Here is a 20,486-nt window from a genome sequence, read left to right on the forward strand (position 1 = left end):
GATTCCCGTGAATGGGAGCGGGTCGACCGGCGCGTTGGAACCCCGCGACGGGAGCCGGTCCGTATCAGGACCCGTCGCGGCGGCCGAGAAGAAGAGCCCGCTGCAGCATGATCCTTCGAGCTTACCGCGTGCCCACCCTTGCTCGTAAGCGACCCGGGCCAATTAGGTGAACCGAGTCCGCTGGCTTTCGCTCACCGGTTGACCAGTACGGTTTCCCCCATAACGCACGCTTGTACGGACCTTCGCGTCCGACGAGACGTACCAAAGGAATTCGCATGACTTGGTTACAACAAGTGGCCGTCTTCGCCGCGGGCATCGCGGCGGGTGGCATCAATACGATCGTCGGATCGGGCACGCTGATCACCTTTCCCACGCTGCTCGCGTTCGGGTTGCCGCCGGTGACAGCGAATGTGTCGAACACGATCGGTCTCGTCCCCGGCTCGGTGAGCGGGGTGATCGGCTATCGGCGGGAACTGGAGGGGCAGCGGTCCCGACTGCTGCAGCTGGGCACCGCGTCGCTGCTGGGCGGCATCACCGGCGCGATCCTGCTGCTGACGATGCCCGCGGAGGCGTTCAAGGCGATCGTCCCCGTCCTCATCATCGTGGCGCTGATCCTGGTCGTCGTGCAGCCGCGACTGGCCGCGTGGGTGAAGCAGCGCAGGGCGAACGGTGCGTCGGCGGCGCCGGAACACGGCGGCCCGATTCTGCTGGTCGCGGTCTTCGCCACCGGCATCTACGGCGGCTACTTCGGGGCCGCCCAGGGTGTGCTGCTGATCGGTCTGCTCGGGGTGTTCGTGCACGAGGACATCCAGCGGCTCAACGGCGTGAAGAACGTGCTCGCACTGATCGTCAACGGGGTGTCGGCGGTGATCTTCATCGCGATCGCGGAGGTGGACTGGCAGGTGGTCGCGTTGATCGCGGTCGGCTCGATCATCGGGGGGCAGCTCGGCGCGAAGGTCGGGCGGAAGTTACCGCCGAATGCGCTCAGAGGGGTGATCGTGGTTGTCGGCACGATCGCGGTGATCCGCCTGCTCACCAGCTGAGGTCCCACCCCGCACCACGCGTCGCCATGACATGTGACAAATACCCGTACGACCGGGCGATTGTCCGGTTTGCAAGGTATTCTTCGCGTCGGCCATGCGTGATGAGGGAGGTGGCCTGGTGCACAGACGTGCCTTTTTCAAGGCGGCGGGACTGGCGGCTGTTGCCGGTGCTGTGGGAACGACGCTGGCGAGCGTGCCCGCTTCGGCGGATCCGCGCGAGGCGATGTTCCAGTCCTGGGTGCCGGAGATCTTCGCGCCGATTCCGGACGCACCCGCCCACACGCAGGCCATCGTCATCGGATCCGGCTTCGGCGCCGCCGTGACGGCGCTGCGCCTGGCCGAGGCCGGGATCGCCAACACCGTGCTCGAGCGCGGTTCACACTGGCCCAACGACCCGTGGCGCGAGATCTTCACCGGCGACGATCTGCCCGACGGCCGCGGGTTCTGGCATCGCACCAGCTTCACCGGCGTCACCAAGGTGCCGATGAGTTTCAGCGCGTTCGGCGGGGTGCTGGATGTGACCGAATATTCCGGGCTCGACGTGTGGCGCGCCGCCGCGGTCGGTGGCGGTTCGGTGATCTTCAGCGGAGCGATGGTGGCTCCGCAACGCACACTGTTCGACCAGGTCTTCGGTGGCGTCGTCGATTACGGCGAGCTGGAAAGCGTCTACTACCCGCGGGTGCGCCAGATGCTGCGGCTCGACACGATGCCGGCCGACATCTACAACTCCTCGCCGTTCGCGCACTCGCGCGCCTGGGACGACCAGGTGCGCGCGGCCGGATACCAGCCGCTGCCCAACGACTCGATCTTCACCTGGGACGTGCTGCGCAGCGAGCTCGCGGGCACCTCCCGCGTATCCGCCACCTCGGCCCGCTCGAACCTCGGCAACTCCAACGGCGCCAAGTTCGACCTCAACCAGAACTACCTGCGCTACGCCCGCGAGACCGGCAAGTCCCAGGTGTTCCCCGGCCATCGCGTCGACGCCATCGCCCAGGAGGCGAGCGGCAGGTTCGTGGTGGCCGTATCGAAGCTGGCCCCGACCGGTCAGGTGCTGAGCACCCGCAACCTGACGTGCGACAAGCTGTTCCTCGGCGCGGGCTCCATCGGTACTTCGGAGCTGCTGGTCCGCGCCCAGGCCACCGGCACGCTGCCCAACCTCAACGAGCACATCGGCGACGGCTTCGGCACCAACGGTGACGTGGTGCTGGCCCGCGGCGCGAGCGCTATCGCGGGGCAGGGCCAAGGTGTGCCGAGCGCCAGCCGGATCCACGACGAATCCAACGTGCCCCTCACCCTGGAGAACTGGTACATCCCCGGTATCCCGTTCGAGACCGGCGCGCTGGCCTCGCTCGGCATGGTCCTCGATCCGACCCGTGCCCGTTTCGGCTATCACACGGCGTCGGGCGGCGTCGGCCTGAACTGGTCGGCGGCCACGCAGCACGCGGTCGCCGCGGCGGCTCGCGTGGTCGACCACCGGATCGCCGAGCGCGCGGGCGCGGTCGCCGAGTACGGCGCGCTCGGCTACGACGCCAACGCCCAGTTCACCGCGCACCCGCTCGGCGGCGCGGTCCTCGGCAAAGCCACCGACGCCTTCGGCCGCGTCCACGGACACCCCGGCCTCTACGTGATGGACGGTGCCGCGATTCCCGGCAGCACCGCGACGGTCAACCCGTCCCTGACCATCACCGCACTGGCGGAACGCAACATCGAGGCCGTCCTGCGCGGCTGAACACGCCACCGACCGGCGTCGGCAACTCCCCTCGCGGCGTCGGTCGACCAATTAGCGTGGGCAGCGACGTCAAGGCCGACCTACGCGGCGCCGACCGCCAGATATTCAGGAGCAACAGTGGCTTCACCGGGGATCGAACGGGTCGAGGCCCTGCCGGACGTGCGCTCGAAAACGCCGACCTTGCGTACCGACATCCTCATGCTGATCCTCGCGATCATCTCGGTGGTGCTGGTCGTGTGGATCACCTTCTTCGAGGTCAGCGGTCCGACGTACCACGCGATCGTCATCGTCGACACGTCGATCTGCGCGATCTTCCTCGTCGAGTTCGTCTGGCGCTGGCGGCGTGCGGGGTGGCCGTGGTCGTTCCCGTTCATCTACTGGTACGAAGTGCTCGGCATGATCCCGGTGACCAGCCCGCTGTTCCGCAGTTTCCGGCTGCTGCGCATCGTGGTGATCTTGATCCGGCTGGGCCGGGTGGCCGACCGGGCGCTGGGGGAGCGGGTCACCGCGACGATCGTCAACCGGTTCGTCGGCACGATCGTCGACGTGATCAAGCGTCCGATGACGATCGCGATCCTCGACGAGGTCTCCAAGGTCCTGCGCGCGGGCCACTACACCCAGAACATCGCCGCCGCGCTGGAGGAGAACCACGCTGAGGTCGACCAGCTGATCATGGACCTGATCAAGAACGACCCTCAGACCGGCAAACTGCGCTACGTCCCGTTCCACGACGACATCATCCGGCTCGTCGCCGACACGGTCTACCGGATGCTGCGCCAGCTGCTCGACGACCCGCGCACCGACGAACTGGTCGCGGACATGCTGCGGGAGAACCTCGACCAGATCAACGACGCGGTGCGTGCCGGGGTGCGGGTCCCGCCCTCACACCGTGGGGCGACGCCCGCCGAGCACGGCGTGCGCCACCACCTCGGTCAGGTCAAGCGTGCCTGATCTGGTCGCGCGGCTGGGCGAAGCGCAGGGTCTCGAAGATCACCAGCACGGACAGCAGCGCGCACAGCAGGGTGAGCGAGGCGAGCGCGGGCAGGTGCGCGGCGAACGGGATGAGCGCGAACAGCAACGCGGCTACCACCAGGCGTTCGGTCGACAATGACTTGGTCGCATAGTATTTCGCGAACGTGATGCCGAGCAGGAACAGCGCGGGGCCACCGTAGAGCGCACCGAGCGGGATGCCGTACAGCGGATCGGTGAGCGTGTGGTGCGAGGAATCGCCCACGTAGTACAGCACCTTCTTCAAGCCGAGCGAGAGCCCGATGATGCCGACGATCATCGGGAAATGCCCGTACATGTAGGTGTTCTGGGCGATCTTGATCTGTCGCGCGTCCTTGGCATGGGCGAACGCGTGCTCGATCGAGATCGCGGCGACATCGAAGTACAGCCACCACAGCAGGCCGGATATGGCCAAGCCGAGCATCGAACCGAGCGTGATCGGCCACGAGATGGGCAGTCCGGCCACTCCGATGCCGATCGAGACGATGGATTCGCCCAGCGCCACGATGATGATGAGCCCGTAGCGTTCGGAGTAGTGCTTGGCCGAGTTGAGGCGCCAGTCGGTGCCCGCCGCCCAGGTCCAGACCATGTCCCCGACGATCGCGGCGAGCCACAGCAGGATCTGGGTGAGACCGGTCGTCATCGCGGCGACGACCAGCAGTGTCGTTCCGACGGTGACCGAGCCGACCGCCCAGCGCAGCAACTGCCTGCGCAGCTGGGCATCCCCGGCGCTGATCGTCCAGAACACCACCACGTGCACCAGTCGCACGACCAGATAGGCCACCGCGAACACCAGCGGACCGAACCAGCCACCGGCCAGATCGCTGAAGGCCTCGGGAATGGTGAGCGCGGCCAGGAACGCACCGCCCATCGCGACGAACATCGCGACCCGCGTGATGCCCTCGTCGGCGCGCACCACATTGCCCAGCCACGAATACGCGATCCACAGCCACCACATCAGGGCCAGTACCAGCGTCGCACGCAGCATGTTCGCCGCGGTGGTGTCGTCGGCGGCCAGTGCGGTGACCATGGTGAACGCGAAGACGATCACCAGGTCGAAGAACAGCTCGAGCTGGGTCACCGAGTTCTCTTCGGTGACGGGCTGGAACCGGACCCGTCGATTTCCGATCATGGGGTCAATATTCGCACCCCGGGTCGCGATTCGCGGACTGAAGATCGACGACGCGGGGGTTCGGCGACGGCGCGAACTAGCCGGCCGCGAAGCCACCGACCTCTGGGTACCGCTCGGCGAAGTCGATGAAGTTCGCGACCGTCTCGTCGTGCAGTTTGCGCAGGCTTCGGTTGAACAGGATGCCCGGAATGGGCAGCGGAAGGGAGAGTTCTACGTGGTAGTCGACCTCGGTGCCCTCCGGGGTGTCGACCAGTTCGATCCAGCCGCCGCCCTTGGAACCGCGGCTGCTGTCGACCACCCGCCACTCGGACCGGTACTGCTCCCAGGAGTATTCGAGCACCTGGGCGTCGGAGTTACCCATGAAGTGGGCGGTGGCGAAAACTCGGCGCGGCCTGCCGTCGGCATCGCGCGGCCCGACCCGGACATCACTGAGCGAGGTCGACCACTCCGACATCAGGTCAACGGCCAGTAGTGCGTCCATCACTTGGTCGATCTCGGCGTCAACGGTGAATCGGATGTCGATCTTCGAGCGCATCTGTGTCTATCCTCCGAACCCCCGCAGCTTTCGCGCCCGATTGTGCACAGTGGTACCAGTGATCGTCAACACGTCTATGGTCTGGACAAATGACCGGGTCAGCTGCTTATCACACGCTCGACGGCCGTTTCGATCAGTGCCATGCTCTGCTCCTCGGTGAAGATTCCGGGCAGTGTGAGGTGTTCGACGATGAGCCAATTGAGCGCCAGATAGAGCAGTAGTACCGACTCCGCATCGCCGGGCAGGCCGGACGCCAGATGGTTGCGGACGTTGAAATCGATGTCGGCCCGGACGCGTTCGGTGAGCACCGTGCGCAGTTCGGGCCGCCGGGTTGCCTCGAGTCGTAGTTCGAGCAGCGCGAGATAGGCCTTGCGATGCGATTCGATGCGCCCGACCACCTCTTTCATCAGCGTGGTGATGTTGTCGATGTCCTTCGGGCCGTCGCTGACCAGGGCCATCGTCTCCTCGCTCGGCTGCACCACCTCGTAGAAGCGGACGCCGGCCTGGGTGAGCAGTTCGTCGCGATTGGCGAAGTAGTTCGACGCGGTGCCCGCTGGGACGGCCGCCTGTTTGTCCACCGCGCGGAAGGTGAGGCCGCGGGCGCCCTCGTCGGCGAGGACCTCGATGGCCGCGTCGAGCAGGGCTTGCCGACGTTCGGGATTTGTTCGCACTTGACACCACTCCATCCGTAGTACTACGTTGAAACCACTTCAAACAGAGTACTACATCTGAGGCGGTAACCATGCGAAAGCTTGTCTACTACATCGGCGTCTCCCTGGACGGCTACATCGCGGGCTCCGGCGGCGAGGTCGACTTCTATCCGACACCGCAGAACTATGTGGAGTGGATGATGACGGAGTTTCCCGACGCCATCCCGACCCACCTGCGCGCGCACTTCGGCATGGACCCCGACCTGCCTGCCAAGAACTGGGACACCGTGCTGATGGGGCGCGGCACCTACGTGCTGCCGGATGAGCACGTCGAGAGCCCGTTCTCGCACCTGAAGCAGTACGTCGTCTCGTCCACGCTCGACCAGGCCGACCATCCCGGGGTCGAGATCTTCTCCGGTGATCCCGTCGAGCTGGTGCGCGAGCTCAAGCAGCGCGAGGGTGGCGACATCTGGCTGTGTGGCGGCGGGAAGCTGGCCGGGCAGCTGCTCGACGAGATCGACGCGATGATCATCAAGAGCTATCCGATCGTCGCGGGCGAGGGTGTCCCGGTCTTCACCGGCGTCTTCAAACCGACACAGTTCGTTCCGGTACAGCGCAAGGAATTCGACAACGGCACGCAGGTCACCTGGTTCGATCGCGCGTGAATTCCGTGGTTATCCACAGGTGACAAGCCTGTGTCGTTTTCCACAGGCAGGGCAGGTAGCAGCAAAACCGGTGGCCCGCGCCCGGTACTCTTGGTCGCTGATACCAACCTGACACTCGATCGTGAAGGACCTGCTGTGGCTCTCGTAGTTCAGAAGTACGGAGGATCCTCGGTGGCTACCGCCGAGCGGATCCGGCGCGTCGCTGAACGGATCGTGGAGACCAAGAAGCAGGGGCACGATGTAGTTGTCGTGTGCTCGGCGATGGGCGACACGACCGATGAGTTGCTCGATCTCGCGGAGCAGGTGGCCCCGGCGCCGCCTGCTCGCGAGATGGACATGCTGCTCACCTCGGGCGAGCGCATCTCGAATGCCTTGGTGGCCATGGCTATTCACACGCTCGGCGCCGAAGCTCGCTCGTTCACCGGCTCGCAGGCCGGCGTGATCACCACCGGCGCGCACGGCAACGCCAAGATCATCGACGTGACCCCGGGCCGCCTGCAAGAGGCGCTGGCCGAGGGGCAGATCGTGCTGGTGGCCGGCTTCCAGGGCGTGAGCCAGGACAGCAAGGACGTCACCACGCTGGGCCGTGGCGGCTCCGACACCACCGCCGTCGCGCTGGCCGCGGCGCTGAAAGCCGATGTCTGCGAGATCTATACCGACGTCGACGGCATCTTCTCCGCCGACCCGCGCATCGTCCCCGACGCCCAGAAGCTCGACAAGATCTCCTACGAGGAGATGCTCGAGATGGCGGCCTGCGGGTCGAAGGTGCTCATGCTGCGCTGCGTGGAGTACGCGCGCCGCTACAACGTTCCCGTTCATGTTCGGTCGTCCTACACCGACAAGATCGGCACCACTGTTTTCGGATCGATGGAGGACATTCCCGTGGAGCAGGCAATCCTGACCGGCGTCGCACACGACCGCAGCGAGGCCAAGGTGACCGTCGTCGCCCTGCCCGACGAGCCGGGCTACGCGGCCAAGGTGTTCCGCGCGGTGGCCGACGCCGAGATCAACATCGACATGGTGCTGCAGAACATCTCCAAGGTCGACACGGGCAAGACCGACATCACCTTCACCTGCCCCAAGACCGACCTGGTCCGCGCGGTGCAGAAGCTCACCGAGCGCCAGGACGAGATCGGCTTCGCCGAGATCCTCTCCGACGATCACATCGGCAAGGTCTCCCTGGTCGGCGCGGGGATGAAGTCGCACCCGGGCGTCACCGCCACCTTCTGTGAGGCGCTGGCCAACGCGGGCGTCAACATCGACCTGATCTCCACCTCGGAGATCCGGATCTCGGTGCTCGTGCGTGATACGGAACTGGATGAAGCGGTGCAGGTGTTGCACAAGGCATTCGATCTCGGCGGCGACGAAGCCGCTGTCGTCCACGGCGGAACGGGGCGTTAAGCAATGGGTGTACGTGTAGGTGTTGTCGGTGCGACCGGTCAGGTCGGCGCCGTCATGCGCAAGCTGCTCGAAGAGCGCAACTTCCCGGCCGACGAGGTGCGGTTCTTCGCCTCCTCGCGTTCGGCGGGCAAGACGCTGCCCTGGCGCGGCGGCGAGATCGTCGTCGAGGACACCGAGACGGCCGATCCGTCGGGCCTCGACATCGCGCTGTTCTCGGCCGGTGCCACCATGTCGCGTGTGCAGGCCCCGCGCTTCGCCGCGGCGGGCGTCACCGTGATCGACAATTCCTCGGCATGGCGCAAAGACCCCGATGTGCCGCTGGTGGTGTCGGAGGTCAACCCCGAGGCCACCCGCAACCTGCCCAAGGGCATCATCGCGAACCCGAACTGCACCACCATGGCCGCGATGCCGGTGCTCAAGCCGCTGCACGACGTGGCCGGTTTGCAGCGCCTGATCGTGTCGTCCTACCAGGCTGTATCCGGCTCCGGTCTGTCCGGTGTCGAGGAACTCGCCTCGCAGATCCGCGCGGTGTCCGCCGACGCGGAGAAGCTGGTGCACGACGGTTCGGCCGCTGAGTTCCCCGCGCCGAACAACTACGTCGCGCCGATCGCCTTCAACGTGATCCCGCTGGCCGGTGCGCTGGTCGACGACGGTTCCTTCGAGACCGACGAAGACCAGAAGCTGCGCAACGAGAGCCGCAAGATCCTGGGCCTGCCCGATCTGCTGGTGAGCGGCACCTGCGTGCGGGTCCCGGTCTTCACCGGGCACTCGTTGTCGATCAATGCCGAATTCGCCGAACCGATTTCGGTGCAGCAGGCCAAGGACCTGCTGGCCAAGGCATCGGGCGTCCGTCTGGTCGACGTGCCGACCCCGCTGGCCGCCGCAGGCCAGGACGACTCCCTCGTCGGCCGCATCCGCCAGGATCCGGGCGTGCCGAGCGGTCGCGGTCTCGCGCTCTTCATCTCGGGCGACAACCTCCGAAAGGGCGCCGCGCTGAACACGATTCAGATCGCGGAAGTTCTGCTCGAGAACCGCTGATCACCCGTCGACGGCCGGGCCACCTTCGGGTGTGCCCGGCCTTTGTCGTTGTCAGGGCTCGACCCGGCGCAACCCGTCGAGAATGACCGAGAAGGTGAGACGGCGCCGGCGATCGTCGGCGTCGCGGGTGGCGGCGAACCCCGCTTTCAGGATGAGCATCAGGTCGTCGACCTCCAGGTCCGGTCGGATCGCGCCCGCCTTTTGCGCCCGCACCAGCAGGATCCCGATCGCCGTACTCAGGTCGGCGGTAGGTCCTAGCGCGGCCAGCCGCTCCGAGCCGACCGCGTCGGCCAGCTCGCGTTTCACGCCGTTCTCGCTACCGAGGAAGGCCAGGAATTCGAAGAAGGCGCTGCCCGCGTCGTCGGCGGTACCGAGTTCGCGCGCGTAGGCGGCGGCACGTTCGACTCGGTCGATGATCGCGGCGGTGAACAGCGCTTCCTTGGTCGGAAAATGCCGGTAGACGGTGCCCGCGCCGACGCCGGCGCGCCGGGCGATGTCGTCGAGGGGAACCGAAATCCCTTCGGCGGCAAAGGCTTCCTGGGCCGCGGCCAGCACCCGTTCGCGGTTGCGGCGGGCATCGGCGCGCAGCGGGCGTGGTTCATCGGTCACGGCTGTGATTGTATCGGCGGCCGTTGACAAGCGGGACGAGCGTTCCGGATGATAAGCGGGTCCATCGTTCCGTTTCATCGAAAGGCCGCCGATGATCCCCACTCCGGTCCAGGTCGCCGAACGGCTCATGGCCGTTCTCCCCGCCCGCGACGCGGCCGCGTTCACCGAGTCGTTCGCCGCCGACGGCGTTTTCGAGCTGCCGTTCACGCCGCCGGGCGCACCAGCTCGGATCGAGGGCAGGGCAGCGATCCGTGCCGCACTGGAAGAGGCTTGGGCCGCCACGTCATCGGTCCGGATCCACGCGGTTCATCCCCGTATCTACGCCACCGACGATCCGGAGACCGTGGTGGTCGAGACCGAGGTCGAGGTGACCAAGCCCGGGGCGGAGCGGATCCGAGTGCGCTCCGCCATCACAGTGATCCGGGTTCGGGAGGGGGAAGTGGTGCTGTTTCGCGACTACCTGGACTCGGGCCGACTCGCCGCGGCTGTGAACGGCTAACGGATTCCCGGGGTGCGTGGGTCGTGGCCCACGCAGGCCAGGATGGCGCAGCCCGGTGGGATGCTGGCGAAGGGGGCGGCCAGGGGCTGGTTGAGGCAATCGAAGACGGTGCAGCCGGGGTAGGCGCCGGGGCCGATGCCGAATACGGCCAGCAGGATGTTGGCGTCGATGAGTTTGCCCGCGTCGAATTCCAGCGGGGGCTCCACGTACGGTTCGGCGATCGGCACCGCGGCATCGGTGACGGCGGCGAACAGACGGCGGAAGAACTCGTGGGGCAGTTCTTCGGCGTGGGCGAGGATGCCGCTCGGGCCGTAGGCGGTCTGGTTGCCGAACGGGCCTGTCCACATCACCGTCATGTCCAGGCTCGGCAGGAAGAAGACGTTCTGCAGGCCGAGTCCGGACATGAAAAACGTGTCGGGGGGCAGGAAGTCGGGGGATTCGCTGCAATCGGCGCCCAGCCAGAACAGGTAGCCGTAGCAACTGTTCGCCGCCGACGGTGTGCGGGCTTTGCGCAGATAGTCCGAGGAGATCACCCGGTCGGCGCCCCAGCGGCCGTCGTTCGAGACGAGCAGGCCGATCTTGGCCAGGTCGTTGGGCGGCAGCAGGAGATGGGCGTAGCCGTAGGTATGACCGGATCGGTCGCTTGCCCAGTAATAGTCGCTGCGCGGGATGCCGAGCGGGTCGAACAATTCCCGCTGCGCGAACTGCTGTAGCGGTTCGCCGACGGCCAGCTCGATCACGTAGGACAGCAGATCGACATTGCGCTGGCTGTAGCTGAACGTGGTGCCGGGCGGATTGGTCAGCTGCACCGACAGCGCCTGCACCGCCGAGTGCGGGTCGATGGGGATCACCGCGGTGATGCCCTCGGACAGCACTCCCACCTGCATGCCGGAGGTCTCGGTGAGCAGATTCTCGACAGTGATCGACCGGTGCGCCGCGTCGCCGAGTCCGGGCGGCAGGTAGCGGTCGATGGGGGCGGCGATATCGATTCTGCCTTCGTCGGAAGCGATTCCGGCCAGCATCGACACCACCGACTTGGTGACGCTCCAGACGTTCCACGGCGTATTGCCGGTCTCGTCGTTGCGCAGGCCCTCACCGACGAGACAGTTGTGCCGGAAGATCTGGACATTGAGCCGGTTGCGGGTGGCCGCGAACTGCAGTGCCGCTTCGATTTTCGCCGAATCCAGCCCCACCTGTTCGGGCTCGGCGCGCTCCAGGTCGCGACCTGAGGTCACCTCGCAGGTCGTACTCGGCGCGGCGTGCGCCGGAACGGCGAATAGGCACGCCGAGGCCAGCACCGCAGCGATCGTTCCCGCGAAAACGCCCGTGATGTGCCGCATGCGGGCGAGAGTAGCCCGTGCCGCGCACCGTAACCCGTATAGCGTGGCCGCTGAATCCCCTAATCACAGGCATGTTCACTTCCCCGCAACACTGCGAATCCCGTAGACCCCCGCGCCGGCCGCGAGGACCGTGAGTCCGGCCAGCACCGACTCGATCGGCAACGCGAACCCGACCACCACGCAACCCGCCGCTCCGAGCACCGGAACCCAGCGCTGCGGCCTGCCCTCGGCGGCGGTCAGCGTGGCCGCGGACAGGTTGGCGACAAGGTAATAGGCGAGCACGGCGAACGAGGAGAACCCGATCGCCGCGCGCAGATCCACCGTCGCCGCGAGCACCGCGACCACCACACCCACCGCGAGCTCGGCCCGATGCGGCACCGCGTATTTCGGATGGATCATCGCCAGCGCCCGCGGCAGATGCCCGTCGCGCGCCATCGCCAGTGCGGTCCGCGAGACCCCCAAGACCAACGCCATCAGCGAACCCGCCGCTGCCAGCACCGCACCCACCCGAACCACCGGCGCCAGCCATCCCGCCCCCGCCGCCTCGACCACCTGCGCGAGCGGATCACGCGCGGCCGCCAGCCCACCCGACCCCAACGTCAGCAACGCGGCCACCGCCACCAGCGCGTACACCGCCAATGCCACTGCCAGCGCCAGCATGATCGCCCGCGGAATGGTCCGCTCCGGCGCACGCACCTCCTCGCCGAGCGTGGCGATCCGCGCATACCCGGCGAATGCGAAGAACAACAACCCCGCCGCCTGCAACACCCCGTACGGCCCGATCTCCTGGTCGAGAACCGATGCCCCCGAATGACTCCCACCGACTCCCACCACGACAACCGCCGCCAGCACCGCCAGCACAACGCCCACGATCACCCGCGAAGCCAGCGCGGACTTCTGCACCCCCACATAGTTGATCCCCGTCACCACCACCACGGCCCCCACCGCCACCGCGTGCGCCTGCTCAGGCCACGCGTAACTCCCCACCGTCAACGCCATCGCCGCGCACGACGCCGTCTTGCCGACCACGAACCCCCACCCCGCCAGATACCCCCAGAACGCCCCCAGCCGTTCCCGCCCGTACACATACGTCCCCCCGGACACCGGATACAGCGCAGCCAACCGCGCCGACGACATCGCATTGCAATAGGCGATAACCGCGGCCACCCCCAAGGCCACCAGCAACCAGGACCCACTCACCCCCGCCGCAGGGCCCAACGCCGCGAACACCCCGGCCCCCACCATCGCCCCCAACCCCACCACTACTGAATCCCCCAGCCCCAGCCCCCGCCGCAACTGCCCATCCGAAGTCATGCACCCATCCTCGAGCACACGCGCGTGGCCCGCGACCCGGATACGGCAAACGCCGCCAGGTCGATGAGGGTGACCTGGCGGCGTTCGAGTCGATGGGCCGCCTCGAGGACGGCCCGTCAGGGTGCCGACGCCCCACAAGCGCCTCTCGGCGGGTGGTCGCTCGTAGCGACAAATGGGGTGAGGCCCGGGGCTGTTCGGACGTCGACAGTGAGTCCAACCGCTGCTGCCGGTGAACTATTCCGGCGGCTCGATGTGATCCACACAACGGCACGAGGCAGGTACGGCGATACGCGTACCTGCCTCGTCTCATGGGTGGGCGAAGGGCCTGATTCCGGGCTCTCTCGTGGACGGTGTCAGGGGATCAGAAGTTGCTGAACCAGTACAGAAGGCTTGCCAGCAACCAGACGATCGCGGTTTCCATGGTCGATCTCCTTGCGTCGGTACTTCTATCATCGCCGAAAACCCGACTTCGCCGACAAGTTGTTCTTAAGAAGCTCTAGAGACCGACACCGCATTGTTGCTTCAGACACCGGAACAACCGGGTCCGATCGGTCTCGAGGGGTGATCGGTCGGACCCGGCGGTGCAGACCAGAAGGTGGCTCTTCCAGACGCTGAAGACGCACTGCCGACGGTAACCACACCGACGGGCTGGGCCGAAGATGTTCCACGTTGTGTCGGTGAGTACGCGTGCCGGGCCGGTCGATCGAGGGGTGATCGGCCCGGGCGTTTGCGTATGGCCCGGATTCGGGTAAGTGTTGGGGGGTGGTCGAAATAGCGGAGCACTCCGACGCGCTCGACCGTGCCGAGGCGCGGCTGCGCGAAGAATTCGCGACGATGTTCGAGCTGGAGACGATCCACCGTTTCCTGCATTCCTCCTACGAGAATTTCGCTGCTCGGGCGACGGTGACCCTGTACTTACCGCTGCTGGCCGAGCGGTTCGGGCGCCAACGGTTGCAGGCGCTGGCCAAGATCGAGGGCAAGGTGGCCCGGCCGCGTCCGACGGTGCTGTTCCTGTGTACCCACAACGCGGGCCGGTCGCAGATGGCGCTCGGATTCTTCGAAGAGCTGGCGCTGGGCCGAGCGGTGGCCTGGTCGGGCGGGTCGGTGCCCAGTGGGCAGCTCAATCCGGCCGCGGTGGCGGTGATGGCGGAGGTCGACATCGACATCTCACGCGAGTACCCGAAACCGTGGACCGATGAGATCATCCGTGCCGCCGATGTGATCGTCACGATGGGCTGCGGCGATACCTGTCCGCTGGTGCCCGGGGTGCGCTACGTGGAGTGGATCATCGATGATCCGGCCGGCCTCGAGACCGAGCAGGTGCGGCCCATCCGCGACGACATCGGCCATCGCGTGACGGGCCTGCTCGCCGAGCTCGGTATCGACGTCACCGATCCCGTAGATACGCCACCCAGCTCCCGTACCGCGTGATGTCGGTGGCGGCGACGGCGGCGTCGTAGCTGCACGCGAAGCCGACCACCGCGCGCCCGTCGGAGAGATCGATACTGGTCAGGGCCATCGGCGGCGGTAGTTCGGCGAGGAATCGGCCGAGGCCCGCGGGGGAGACGAGGAACAGCTCGCCGAGGATCGGTGCGCCTTGTCCCTCACCGTGGCGGACCAGTCCGGGTTTGGCCGGGGTGGTGTCGAGGGCGGTCAGGCGATAGGCATCGGAGGTGGCGATCTCGCCGGCGAAGCGGGCGCCGAGTTGTTCGAGTTGCCAGTGCAGCGGTTGGCCGCGCAGGTGGGCGCCGAACACGGCAAGGGGCACACCGGTTTCCACGAGCAGCGGCGCCGGGGTGCCGAGGATGCGCGCGGCGAGGTCGACCGCCGATTGGTCGGCGAACGCGGGGACTGCGATCGTGACGCCGAACGGCAGGTTATCGGCGGTGGGCTTGCCGGGGATCGCGACGGCGGCGAGGTCGAGGAGGTTGCAGAAGTTCGTGTAGGTGCCCAGACGGCGGTTGATCGCGAGCGGGTCGGCTTCCACTTCGGCGATCGACGGGTGTTCGGTGGTGGTGGGGAGTAGGAGGCCGTCGAAGCCGGTGAGCAGCGTTGTCGCGGTGGTGCGGGCTCGGGCCAGGGCGTCCAGGTCCTGCGCGAACGCGCGCGCGTCGAGTGCTCGTGCGGCACTGATTATTCCGGCGACAGTGCGGTCGAGACCCGGTGCGCCCTTGTCGACGAACTCGCCGACCGCCGCGTACCGCTCGGCGACTATCGCGCCGTCGTAGAGCAGTCGGGCCGCGTCGAGAAGTGGCGAGATATCGATTTCGGTGAGGCGCAGGCCGTGATCACGCAGGGCCGCGACAGTTTCCGTGAACGCCGTTCGGTAGGCCGGGCTCAGCGGTTCGAGGTCTTCGGGCCGGGGGATGGCGATCTCGGGCTCGGCGGATGCCGCGAGGCGGACGTCGGCGGGCCATTCGCGGCTGCGTGGGTCGCGAGAGTCCTTGCCCGCCATCGTCTTCACGGCGGTGACCGCCAGGTCCAGGTCGGCGGCGAAAATGGTGACCGCGTCATAGTCGGCGCAGGCGGGGACGACGCCGTGGGTGGGGATCACGCCGAGCGTGGCCTTGATGCCGACGATACCGTGCAGTGCGGCGGGTACGCGTCCCGAACCCGCTGTGTCGGTGCCGATGGACAGGTCGGCGATGCCGAGCGCGACCGCCGCCGCGGAACCGGAACTCGAACCGCCGGAGATCAATTCGGGATGAAGAGCGTTGCGGACGGCGCCGTAGGGGCTGCGCGTGCCGACGAGCCCGGTGGCGAACTGGTCGAGGTTGGTCTTGCCGAGCACCAGTGCGCCCGCCGCGACCAGCCGCTGCACCGACGACGCAGTTTCCGTTGCCTCGTAAGCGAATTCAGGACAGGCGGCGGTGGTGGGCAAGCCGGCCACGTCGACGTTGTCTTTCACCGCGAGGAGCAGGCCCGCCAGCGGCAACTGCTCGCCCGCGGCGACACGGCGTTCCAGGTCGACGGCTTCGGTCGTCAGCACCTCCTGGGAGCGCAGCGTGATCCAGACCTCGGGCCGATCCACCTCGGCGATTCGTGCGTAGGCGGCGGCGACCCGTGCGGTCGGGGTGGCAGACATAAACGCTCCTCTATTCACTCAGCGACATGGCGGCGACAGCACGCGAGATCCGCTCGAGCACCACATCCAGCGAATCGCCGATGTGGGTGTGCAAGAGCTGCTGGGCCAGTGTGAGATCACCGGCGAGGACGGCGTCGAGAATGCCGAGGTGCTCGCTGATCGTGGTCTCGATGCGGTTGTTGATCATGAAGTCGTACATGCGGACATGCCGGATCCGGGAGTTCACCGCCACCAGGGCGCGCACCATCTCGGCATTGCCCGCCGCGGTCAGCAGGGCGACATGGAATTCCTCGTCGACGACGACGAAACCCGGCTCCTGGGCGGGCGGGTCGGCCTGTAGCGCCAGCCACTTCTGCCGCTCGGCGTGGAGCAGCGCGGTGTCGTGGGTGATCCGCGGATCCGCTCGTACCCGCGTCATGCCACCCAGTTCCAGGGTCAGCCGCAGCTCGTAGAGATCGCGAATCCGCGCCACACTCGGCCGCACCGGACTGAACCCGAACTCCTCGCGCTGCAACAGCCCGTCCGAGCAGAGCATGGTGAGTGCTTCCCGAACCGGCGTGCGGGAGATTCCGAACCTGGTCGACAGTTTGGGTTCGGTGAGCCGCTCCCCGAACCGGATGTCCCCGTTCATCAACTCCCCCCGCAACGTCGAGTACACGACGTCACGCAACGGCCTTCCCGAGCCCTCGGCCGGTGCATCCACCCTTGTCGACATGGGTGTATACGCTATCGACCGCGAATTTCTATCAAGTGACAGAAAGTAAGCGGCAGGTTATCCCTTGCTCACACCGACACCCTCACCACGCGCAACCTCGCGTGGGGAGAACTTCTCAACCAACCCCGAACACGCAGGCAACCCCGTTCGCCATGGAGGCGCCCACACTCGACCACGAGCCCACCGCCGCGCTCCCACTCCGCTCACCCCGGAAGGGCGACCCCCATGTGCCCCACCATCCTGGCCCTCATCCTCAGCCTGATCTCCCTCACGGCCCTCACCATCTGCTGGCCGAACCCCCTCGACCGCAAACCCCCACAGACAAGCGAAGAGCCCCTGACCAGTGAACTGATCAGGGGCTCTTCTGTGTCTCAACCAACACGTCGGGGTGACAGGATTTGAACCTGCGACCTCTTCGTCCCGAACGAAGCGCGCTACCAAGCTGCGCCACACCCCGTGAGGCGAACCTGAAGTAGCTTACAACGTGGGGTCGTGAAACGTTAAATTGGCTGGTCAGATGGGGGTTAGTCGAGGGATCTGATGGAGCTGAAGATGCGCTTGGCCTCGGCGGCGTCGATGGCGCCGGGAACGCCGGTGTCGGCGATCATGACCATGACGAAGCTGCCGTCCTTGGCGCCTTTGAAGGCGTAGGTGTAGACGGAGTAGGTGCCGGCGCAGCCGGGTTTGGGGGCGGGGACGGTGCCGGTGGTCTCGGTGAACATGCCCTCGGTTTTGCCGTCGATCGACTTCAGTGGCTGGGCGGGGCCGGGGGTGCCTTTCGAGCCCTGGTAGGCGAGGGGGGCGGCCTTGGTGCCGAGTTCGGCGCCAGCCGCGGCGTTGTCGGCGTTCTTGGAGCCGGTGAGCAGCGACATGGTGCGGGTGGAGTTCGGGCAGTAGTCGCGGCCGTCGGAGGCGTAGCCCTTGCCGATCACCGAGTCGCCCGGGGGTTCACCGACGCCGCCGATGGTGGTTTCGGTGGCGACCTTCCAGCCTGCCGGGACGTCGTAGGCGGCGCCACGGTCCGGGGAGGCGACTACCTGGTAGCCCTCGATCAGGGGTTTGCGATTCGATGCGGCGCCCGAGGGGGAGGGGGTGGTGGTGCTGGGTTTGGGCTTGCTCGACGAGGCCGGTGCCGGGGTGGTGGACAGGGCGCTGACCATCGAAGGAGCACCGCCCGCGGTGGTCGTCGGTGCGTCGTCGCCGCGGGTGAGCGCGACCGCGGTGATCGTGCCGCCGACCAGAAGTAGCGCCGCCACACCTGCCGCTGCCCAGATCGCCGCCTTGTTCCCGGATTTCTGGTTGGGCGGGAGCGGCTGGCCGTAAGGCTGGATGCCCTGGTGATCCAGCGGGGGGATTTCGCCGTATTGCTGCGGTGCCTGCTGCTGCCAGCCTGGTGCGCCGACTCTGGTCGGGTCTGCCTGCCCGGCCGGCGTGCCCCACTGCTGCTGACCGGGCGGATTCGCCGGGGCGCCCCACTGGTGCTGCGCACCGGCCGAGGGACCGCCCCACTGCTGACCGGGAGGTACCGGCGCGCCCCACTGACCCGGAGGCTGTTGTCCGGCAGGCGGATTCATGCCCGGTTGCCACTGCTGATTCGAACCAGGGTGTCCGCCAGGAAAATTGGCGCCGGGAGCTACCGGGCCGCCCGGCTGCGGGGCCTCGGGGTGCCACGGCTGGCCAGGTTGTCCGGCGGGTGTATTCATGCCGGGCTGCCAAGGCTGATTCGAACCCGGCTGGCCCACAGGCGGATTCGCCCCGGGCCACGGTGCCGGCTGGCACAGCTGGGTGGGGTCGGCCTGTCCCGGCTGCGGAACCTGCTGTCCCGCAGCGGGATTACCGGAATCCTGCCAATCCTGCGGACCCGCCGGCGCCCACTGCGTGGGTTCGGGAAGCCCGGGTGGTGGCCCGGAGCCGTCCCAGCGCAGGGTCGGAGGGAGACCGGTGCTGCCCGGCGTCCACACCGCGGTGGGATCTGGTGCGCCCGGATTCGGCTGTTCCGCAGCCGGATCCGGCGAACCGGGCCGCTGCCACTGCTGGTCGGGCTGGTTCGGTGCGCCGGGCCCGCCGAATACGGTCGGGTCGTCGCGCCTGTCGTCGGATCCACTGCTCACGGTCGTCTCCTGATGACACCTCAATGACAATGTCGTTCGGAGCCAGACCCTAGCGGGCGACGGCCTCCGAGGTCGAAATGCCGAAGCCGGTGTCGGCGGACGGCCGCTTGGGCTGGGCGCCGACCAAGGTGAGCAGCGTGGCCTCGGGACGGCAGCAGAAGCGGTAGGGCGCCCACGGTGAGGTGCCGATGCCGGCCGAGACGTGCAGCTGGGTGTGCTCGCCCCACTGCGAGGCACCCTTCACCCGGGACTTGTCGATACCGCAGTTGGTGACCAGCGCGCCGTAACCGGGGACGACCAGCTGCCCACCGTGGGTGTGACCGGCCAGCACCAGGTCGTAGCCGTCTTCGGCGAAGCGGTCGAGCACGCGCGGCTCGGGCGAATGCGTGACACCGATGCTGAGCTGGGCCAGCTGGTTCGGTGCGCCCGCGACGGTGTCGTAGCGGTCGCGCTGCAGGTGCGGGTCGTCGACGCCGGCACTGGCGATGCGGATGCCCGCCACCTCGAGGTCGCGCCGGGTGTGGGTCAGATCGAGCCAGCCGCGCTCGGTGAATGCCGCGCGCAGGTCCTTCCACGGCAGCGGATCGCCGTAGACGCGACGGTGATCTTTCTTGAAATACTTCAGCGGATTCTTCGGCACCGGCGCGAAATAGTCATTCGAACCGAACACGAACAAGCCGGGTCGGGCCAGTAGCGCACCGAGGGATTGCACCACCGCGGGCACGGCCTTGGGATGGGAAAGATTGTCGCCGGTATTCACGACCAGGTCGGGTTCGAGGCGGTCGAGTTCGCGCAGCCACTGCTGTTTGAGCTGCTGGCCCGGCATCATGTGCAGGTCACTGACGTGCAGAATGCGCAACGTCGGCGAACCGGGCGCGAGCACCGGCATCGTGGCTTCGCGCAGGACGAACGCGTTCCGTTCGATCAGCGTGGCGTAGCCGATGCCTGCGACGGCGGCCCCGGCGGCTCCCAACGCGGTTCGGCGGACAGCGGACGTCGAGATAACGGGCATTTGCCCAGCATAGGCGACCCCCTCCCGGATCGGCGCGTGTGTTTCCGCACAAACGGTCTGGAATTTTCGCTGCGACGAAAATGTGATGGGACTCCACTGAGCGAACGACTACGGTAAACCGCATGTCGGAACTGAAAGCCAAGCTGCGCGCGGATATGACCACCGCGATGAAAGCCAAGGACAAACTGCGTCTCGCGACCCTGCGGATGCTGCTCGCCGCTATCCAGACTTCCGAGGTCTCCGGTACGGAGGCGCACGAACTCTCCGATGCCGATGTCGTGTCGCTCTTGCAGAAGGAAGCGAAGAAGCGCAACGAGGCGGCCGTGATCTACGAGCAGAACGGTCGCGGTGAACTGGCCGCGAACGAGCGGGCCGAAGAAGAGATCATCGAGGAGTACCTGCCGACCCAGCTCAACGACGCCGAGGTCGCGCAGGTCGCCGACACCGCGATCGCGGAGGTGGCCGAGCAGCTCGGTGAGCGTCCGGGAATGAAGCAGATGGGTCAGGTCATGAAGGCGGCCACCGCGCTGGCCGATGGCAAGGCCGACGGTTCGCGGCTCTCCGCCGCGGTCAAGGCCCGGCTGTAGAAACGAGCAAAGG

Annotated in this window: 19 protein-coding genes and 1 tRNA gene; 9 read left to right on the forward strand and 11 right to left on the reverse strand. The window is 67.0% G+C overall.

The features are described from left to right. Window positions 1-275: 275 nt before the first annotated feature. The 3 genes from ACWGCN_RS28690 (at window position 276) to ACWGCN_RS28700 (ending at window position 3,723) form a co-directional block, all read left to right on the forward strand. Window positions 276-1,043 (forward strand): sulfite exporter TauE/SafE family protein, encoded by a 768-nt coding sequence (locus ACWGCN_RS28690; RefSeq protein WP_379312502.1) that lies wholly within the window; start codon window positions 276-278, stop codon window positions 1,041-1,043. Between the two features lie 118 nt (window positions 1,044-1,161). After that, window positions 1,162-2,772 carry a GMC oxidoreductase gene (locus ACWGCN_RS28695; protein WP_452460270.1) on the forward strand — a complete coding sequence of 537 codons (1,611 nt, stop codon included), beginning with the start codon at window positions 1,162-1,164 and terminating at the stop codon, window positions 2,770-2,772. A 117-nt stretch (window positions 2,773-2,889) separates the two neighbouring features. Then, window positions 2,890-3,723 (forward strand): ion transporter, encoded by an 834-nt coding sequence (locus tag ACWGCN_RS28700; protein ID WP_379312504.1) that lies wholly within the window; start codon window positions 2,890-2,892, stop codon window positions 3,721-3,723. Here the strand turns inward: ACWGCN_RS28700 and ACWGCN_RS28705 are convergent. The 3 genes from ACWGCN_RS28705 to ACWGCN_RS28715 all read right to left on the reverse strand — a co-directional run bounded on the left by ACWGCN_RS28705 (window position 3,710) and on the right by ACWGCN_RS28715 (window position 6,118). After that, on the reverse strand, window positions 3,710-4,912 hold the full coding sequence (locus ACWGCN_RS28705; RefSeq protein WP_449970134.1) for a low temperature requirement protein A: 1,203 nt from the start codon (window positions 4,910-4,912) through the stop codon (window positions 3,710-3,712). The two genes, ACWGCN_RS28700 and ACWGCN_RS28705, sit on opposite strands and share 14 nt — an antisense overlap. A gap of 76 nt (window positions 4,913-4,988) precedes the next feature. Further along, on the reverse strand, window positions 4,989-5,447 hold the full coding sequence (locus ACWGCN_RS28710; protein ID WP_378994354.1) for an SRPBCC family protein: 459 nt from the start codon (window positions 5,445-5,447) through the stop codon (window positions 4,989-4,991). Window positions 5,448-5,545: 98 nt separating this feature from the next. Then, entirely contained in the window at window positions 5,546-6,118 is a 573-nt protein-coding gene (locus ACWGCN_RS28715) for a TetR/AcrR family transcriptional regulator (protein WP_378994352.1), read from the reverse strand. Between the two features lie 71 nt (window positions 6,119-6,189). Between ACWGCN_RS28715 and ACWGCN_RS28720 the strand changes: the two genes are divergently transcribed. The 3 genes from ACWGCN_RS28720 to ACWGCN_RS28730 all read left to right on the forward strand — a co-directional run bounded on the left by ACWGCN_RS28720 (window position 6,190) and on the right by ACWGCN_RS28730 (window position 9,201). Then, entirely contained in the window at window positions 6,190-6,762 is a 573-nt protein-coding gene (locus ACWGCN_RS28720; protein WP_452460271.1) for a dihydrofolate reductase family protein, read from the forward strand. A gap of 135 nt (window positions 6,763-6,897) precedes the next feature. Then, on the forward strand, window positions 6,898-8,163 hold the full coding sequence (locus tag ACWGCN_RS28725) for an aspartate kinase (protein WP_378638675.1): 1,266 nt from the start codon (window positions 6,898-6,900) through the stop codon (window positions 8,161-8,163). Window positions 8,164-8,166: 3 nt separating this feature from the next. Then, window positions 8,167-9,201 (forward strand): aspartate-semialdehyde dehydrogenase, encoded by a 1,035-nt coding sequence (locus tag ACWGCN_RS28730; protein ID WP_452460272.1) that lies wholly within the window; start codon window positions 8,167-8,169, stop codon window positions 9,199-9,201. A gap of 51 nt (window positions 9,202-9,252) precedes the next feature. Here ACWGCN_RS28730 and ACWGCN_RS28735 read toward each other — a convergent pair whose 3' ends face one another. Beyond that, a complete protein-coding gene (locus ACWGCN_RS28735) occupies window positions 9,253-9,810 on the reverse strand; it encodes a TetR/AcrR family transcriptional regulator (RefSeq protein ID WP_378994345.1) in 558 nt (185 codons plus the stop codon). A gap of 91 nt (window positions 9,811-9,901) precedes the next feature. On the opposite strand from ACWGCN_RS28735, the gene ACWGCN_RS28740 reads away from it, so the two are divergent. After that, complete coding sequence (locus tag ACWGCN_RS28740; RefSeq protein WP_452460078.1) at window positions 9,902-10,309, forward strand: nuclear transport factor 2 family protein; 408 nt, start codon at window positions 9,902-9,904, stop codon at window positions 10,307-10,309. Here ACWGCN_RS28740 and ACWGCN_RS28745 read toward each other — a convergent pair. Both ACWGCN_RS28745 and ACWGCN_RS28750 read right to left on the reverse strand, forming a co-directional pair. Then, window positions 10,306-11,649 carry a serine hydrolase domain-containing protein gene (locus ACWGCN_RS28745; protein ID WP_378994341.1) on the reverse strand — a complete coding sequence of 448 codons (1,344 nt, stop codon included), beginning with the start codon at window positions 11,647-11,649 and terminating at the stop codon, window positions 10,306-10,308. The genes ACWGCN_RS28740 and ACWGCN_RS28745 overlap by 4 nt on opposite strands. 75 nt (window positions 11,650-11,724) lie before the next feature. Next, window positions 11,725-12,963: an APC family permease gene (locus ACWGCN_RS28750; protein WP_387445921.1), complete on the reverse strand. Its 1,239-nt coding sequence runs from the start codon at window positions 12,961-12,963 to the stop codon at window positions 11,725-11,727. A gap of 762 nt (window positions 12,964-13,725) precedes the next feature. Between ACWGCN_RS28750 and ACWGCN_RS28755 the strand changes: the two genes are divergently transcribed. Continuing rightward, window positions 13,726-14,394 carry an arsenate reductase ArsC gene (locus tag ACWGCN_RS28755; RefSeq protein WP_378994336.1) on the forward strand — a complete coding sequence of 223 codons (669 nt, stop codon included), beginning with the start codon at window positions 13,726-13,728 and terminating at the stop codon, window positions 14,392-14,394. Here the strand turns inward: ACWGCN_RS28755 and atzF are convergent. From atzF to ACWGCN_RS28780, 5 genes are all read right to left on the reverse strand, one after another. Then, on the reverse strand, window positions 14,351-16,048 hold the full coding sequence (gene atzF, locus ACWGCN_RS28760; protein ID WP_452460077.1) for an allophanate hydrolase: 1,698 nt from the start codon (window positions 16,046-16,048) through the stop codon (window positions 14,351-14,353). The genes ACWGCN_RS28755 and atzF overlap by 44 nt on opposite strands. 10 nt (window positions 16,049-16,058) lie before the next feature. Continuing rightward, the gene (locus ACWGCN_RS28765; RefSeq protein ID WP_378994332.1) at window positions 16,059-16,763 is read right to left on the reverse strand and encodes a GntR family transcriptional regulator; all 705 of its coding nucleotides are present in this window, start codon (window positions 16,761-16,763) and stop codon (window positions 16,059-16,061) included. Window positions 16,764-17,146: 383 nt separating this feature from the next. Next, window positions 17,147-17,220: transfer RNA gene (locus ACWGCN_RS28770), tRNA-Pro, on the reverse strand. 67 nt (window positions 17,221-17,287) lie between these two features. After that, window positions 17,288-18,874, reverse strand: a complete 1,587-nt coding sequence (locus ACWGCN_RS28775) for a hypothetical protein (RefSeq protein WP_452460076.1) — start codon at window positions 18,872-18,874, stop codon at window positions 17,288-17,290. Between the two features lie 49 nt (window positions 18,875-18,923). Continuing rightward, window positions 18,924-19,886, reverse strand: a complete 963-nt coding sequence (locus tag ACWGCN_RS28780; RefSeq protein ID WP_101464816.1) for a metallophosphoesterase — start codon at window positions 19,884-19,886, stop codon at window positions 18,924-18,926. Between the two features lie 122 nt (window positions 19,887-20,008). Here ACWGCN_RS28780 and ACWGCN_RS28785 point away from each other — a divergent pair, with 122 nt between their 5' ends. Next, window positions 20,009-20,473: a GatB/YqeY domain-containing protein gene (locus ACWGCN_RS28785; RefSeq protein ID WP_378994328.1), complete on the forward strand. Its 465-nt coding sequence runs from the start codon at window positions 20,009-20,011 to the stop codon at window positions 20,471-20,473. Window positions 20,474-20,486 lie beyond the last annotated feature (13 nt).

This window comes from Nocardia sp. NPDC055050, assembly GCF_053608345.1.

Coding starts and splice junctions, on each gene's coding strand:
- ACWGCN_RS28690 (WP_379312502.1), top strand. CDS start 276: ATGACTTGGTTACAACAAGTGGCCGTCTTCGCCGCGGGCATCGCGGCG.
- ACWGCN_RS28705 (WP_449970134.1), bottom strand. CDS start 4,912: ATGATCGGAAATCGACGGGTCCGGTTCCAGCCCGTCACCGAAGAGAAC.
- ACWGCN_RS28710 (WP_378994354.1), bottom strand. CDS start 5,447: ATGCGCTCGAAGATCGACATCCGATTCACCGTTGACGCCGAGATCGAC.
- ACWGCN_RS28720 (WP_452460271.1), top strand. CDS start 6,190: ATGCGAAAGCTTGTCTACTACATCGGCGTCTCCCTGGACGGCTACATC.
- ACWGCN_RS28730 (WP_452460272.1), top strand. CDS start 8,167: ATGGGTGTACGTGTAGGTGTTGTCGGTGCGACCGGTCAGGTCGGCGCC.
- ACWGCN_RS28740 (WP_452460078.1), top strand. CDS start 9,902: ATGATCCCCACTCCGGTCCAGGTCGCCGAACGGCTCATGGCCGTTCTC.
- ACWGCN_RS28745 (WP_378994341.1), bottom strand. CDS start 11,649: ATGCGGCACATCACGGGCGTTTTCGCGGGAACGATCGCTGCGGTGCTG.
- ACWGCN_RS28750 (WP_387445921.1), bottom strand. CDS start 12,963: ATGACTTCGGATGGGCAGTTGCGGCGGGGGCTGGGGCTGGGGGATTCA.
- atzF (WP_452460077.1), bottom strand. CDS start 16,048: ATGTCTGCCACCCCGACCGCACGGGTCGCCGCCGCCTACGCACGAATC.
- ACWGCN_RS28765 (WP_378994332.1), bottom strand. CDS start 16,763: ATGTCGACAAGGGTGGATGCACCGGCCGAGGGCTCGGGAAGGCCGTTG.
- ACWGCN_RS28780 (WP_101464816.1), bottom strand. CDS start 19,886: ATGCCCGTTATCTCGACGTCCGCTGTCCGCCGAACCGCGTTGGGAGCC.
- ACWGCN_RS28785 (WP_378994328.1), top strand. CDS start 20,009: ATGTCGGAACTGAAAGCCAAGCTGCGCGCGGATATGACCACCGCGATG.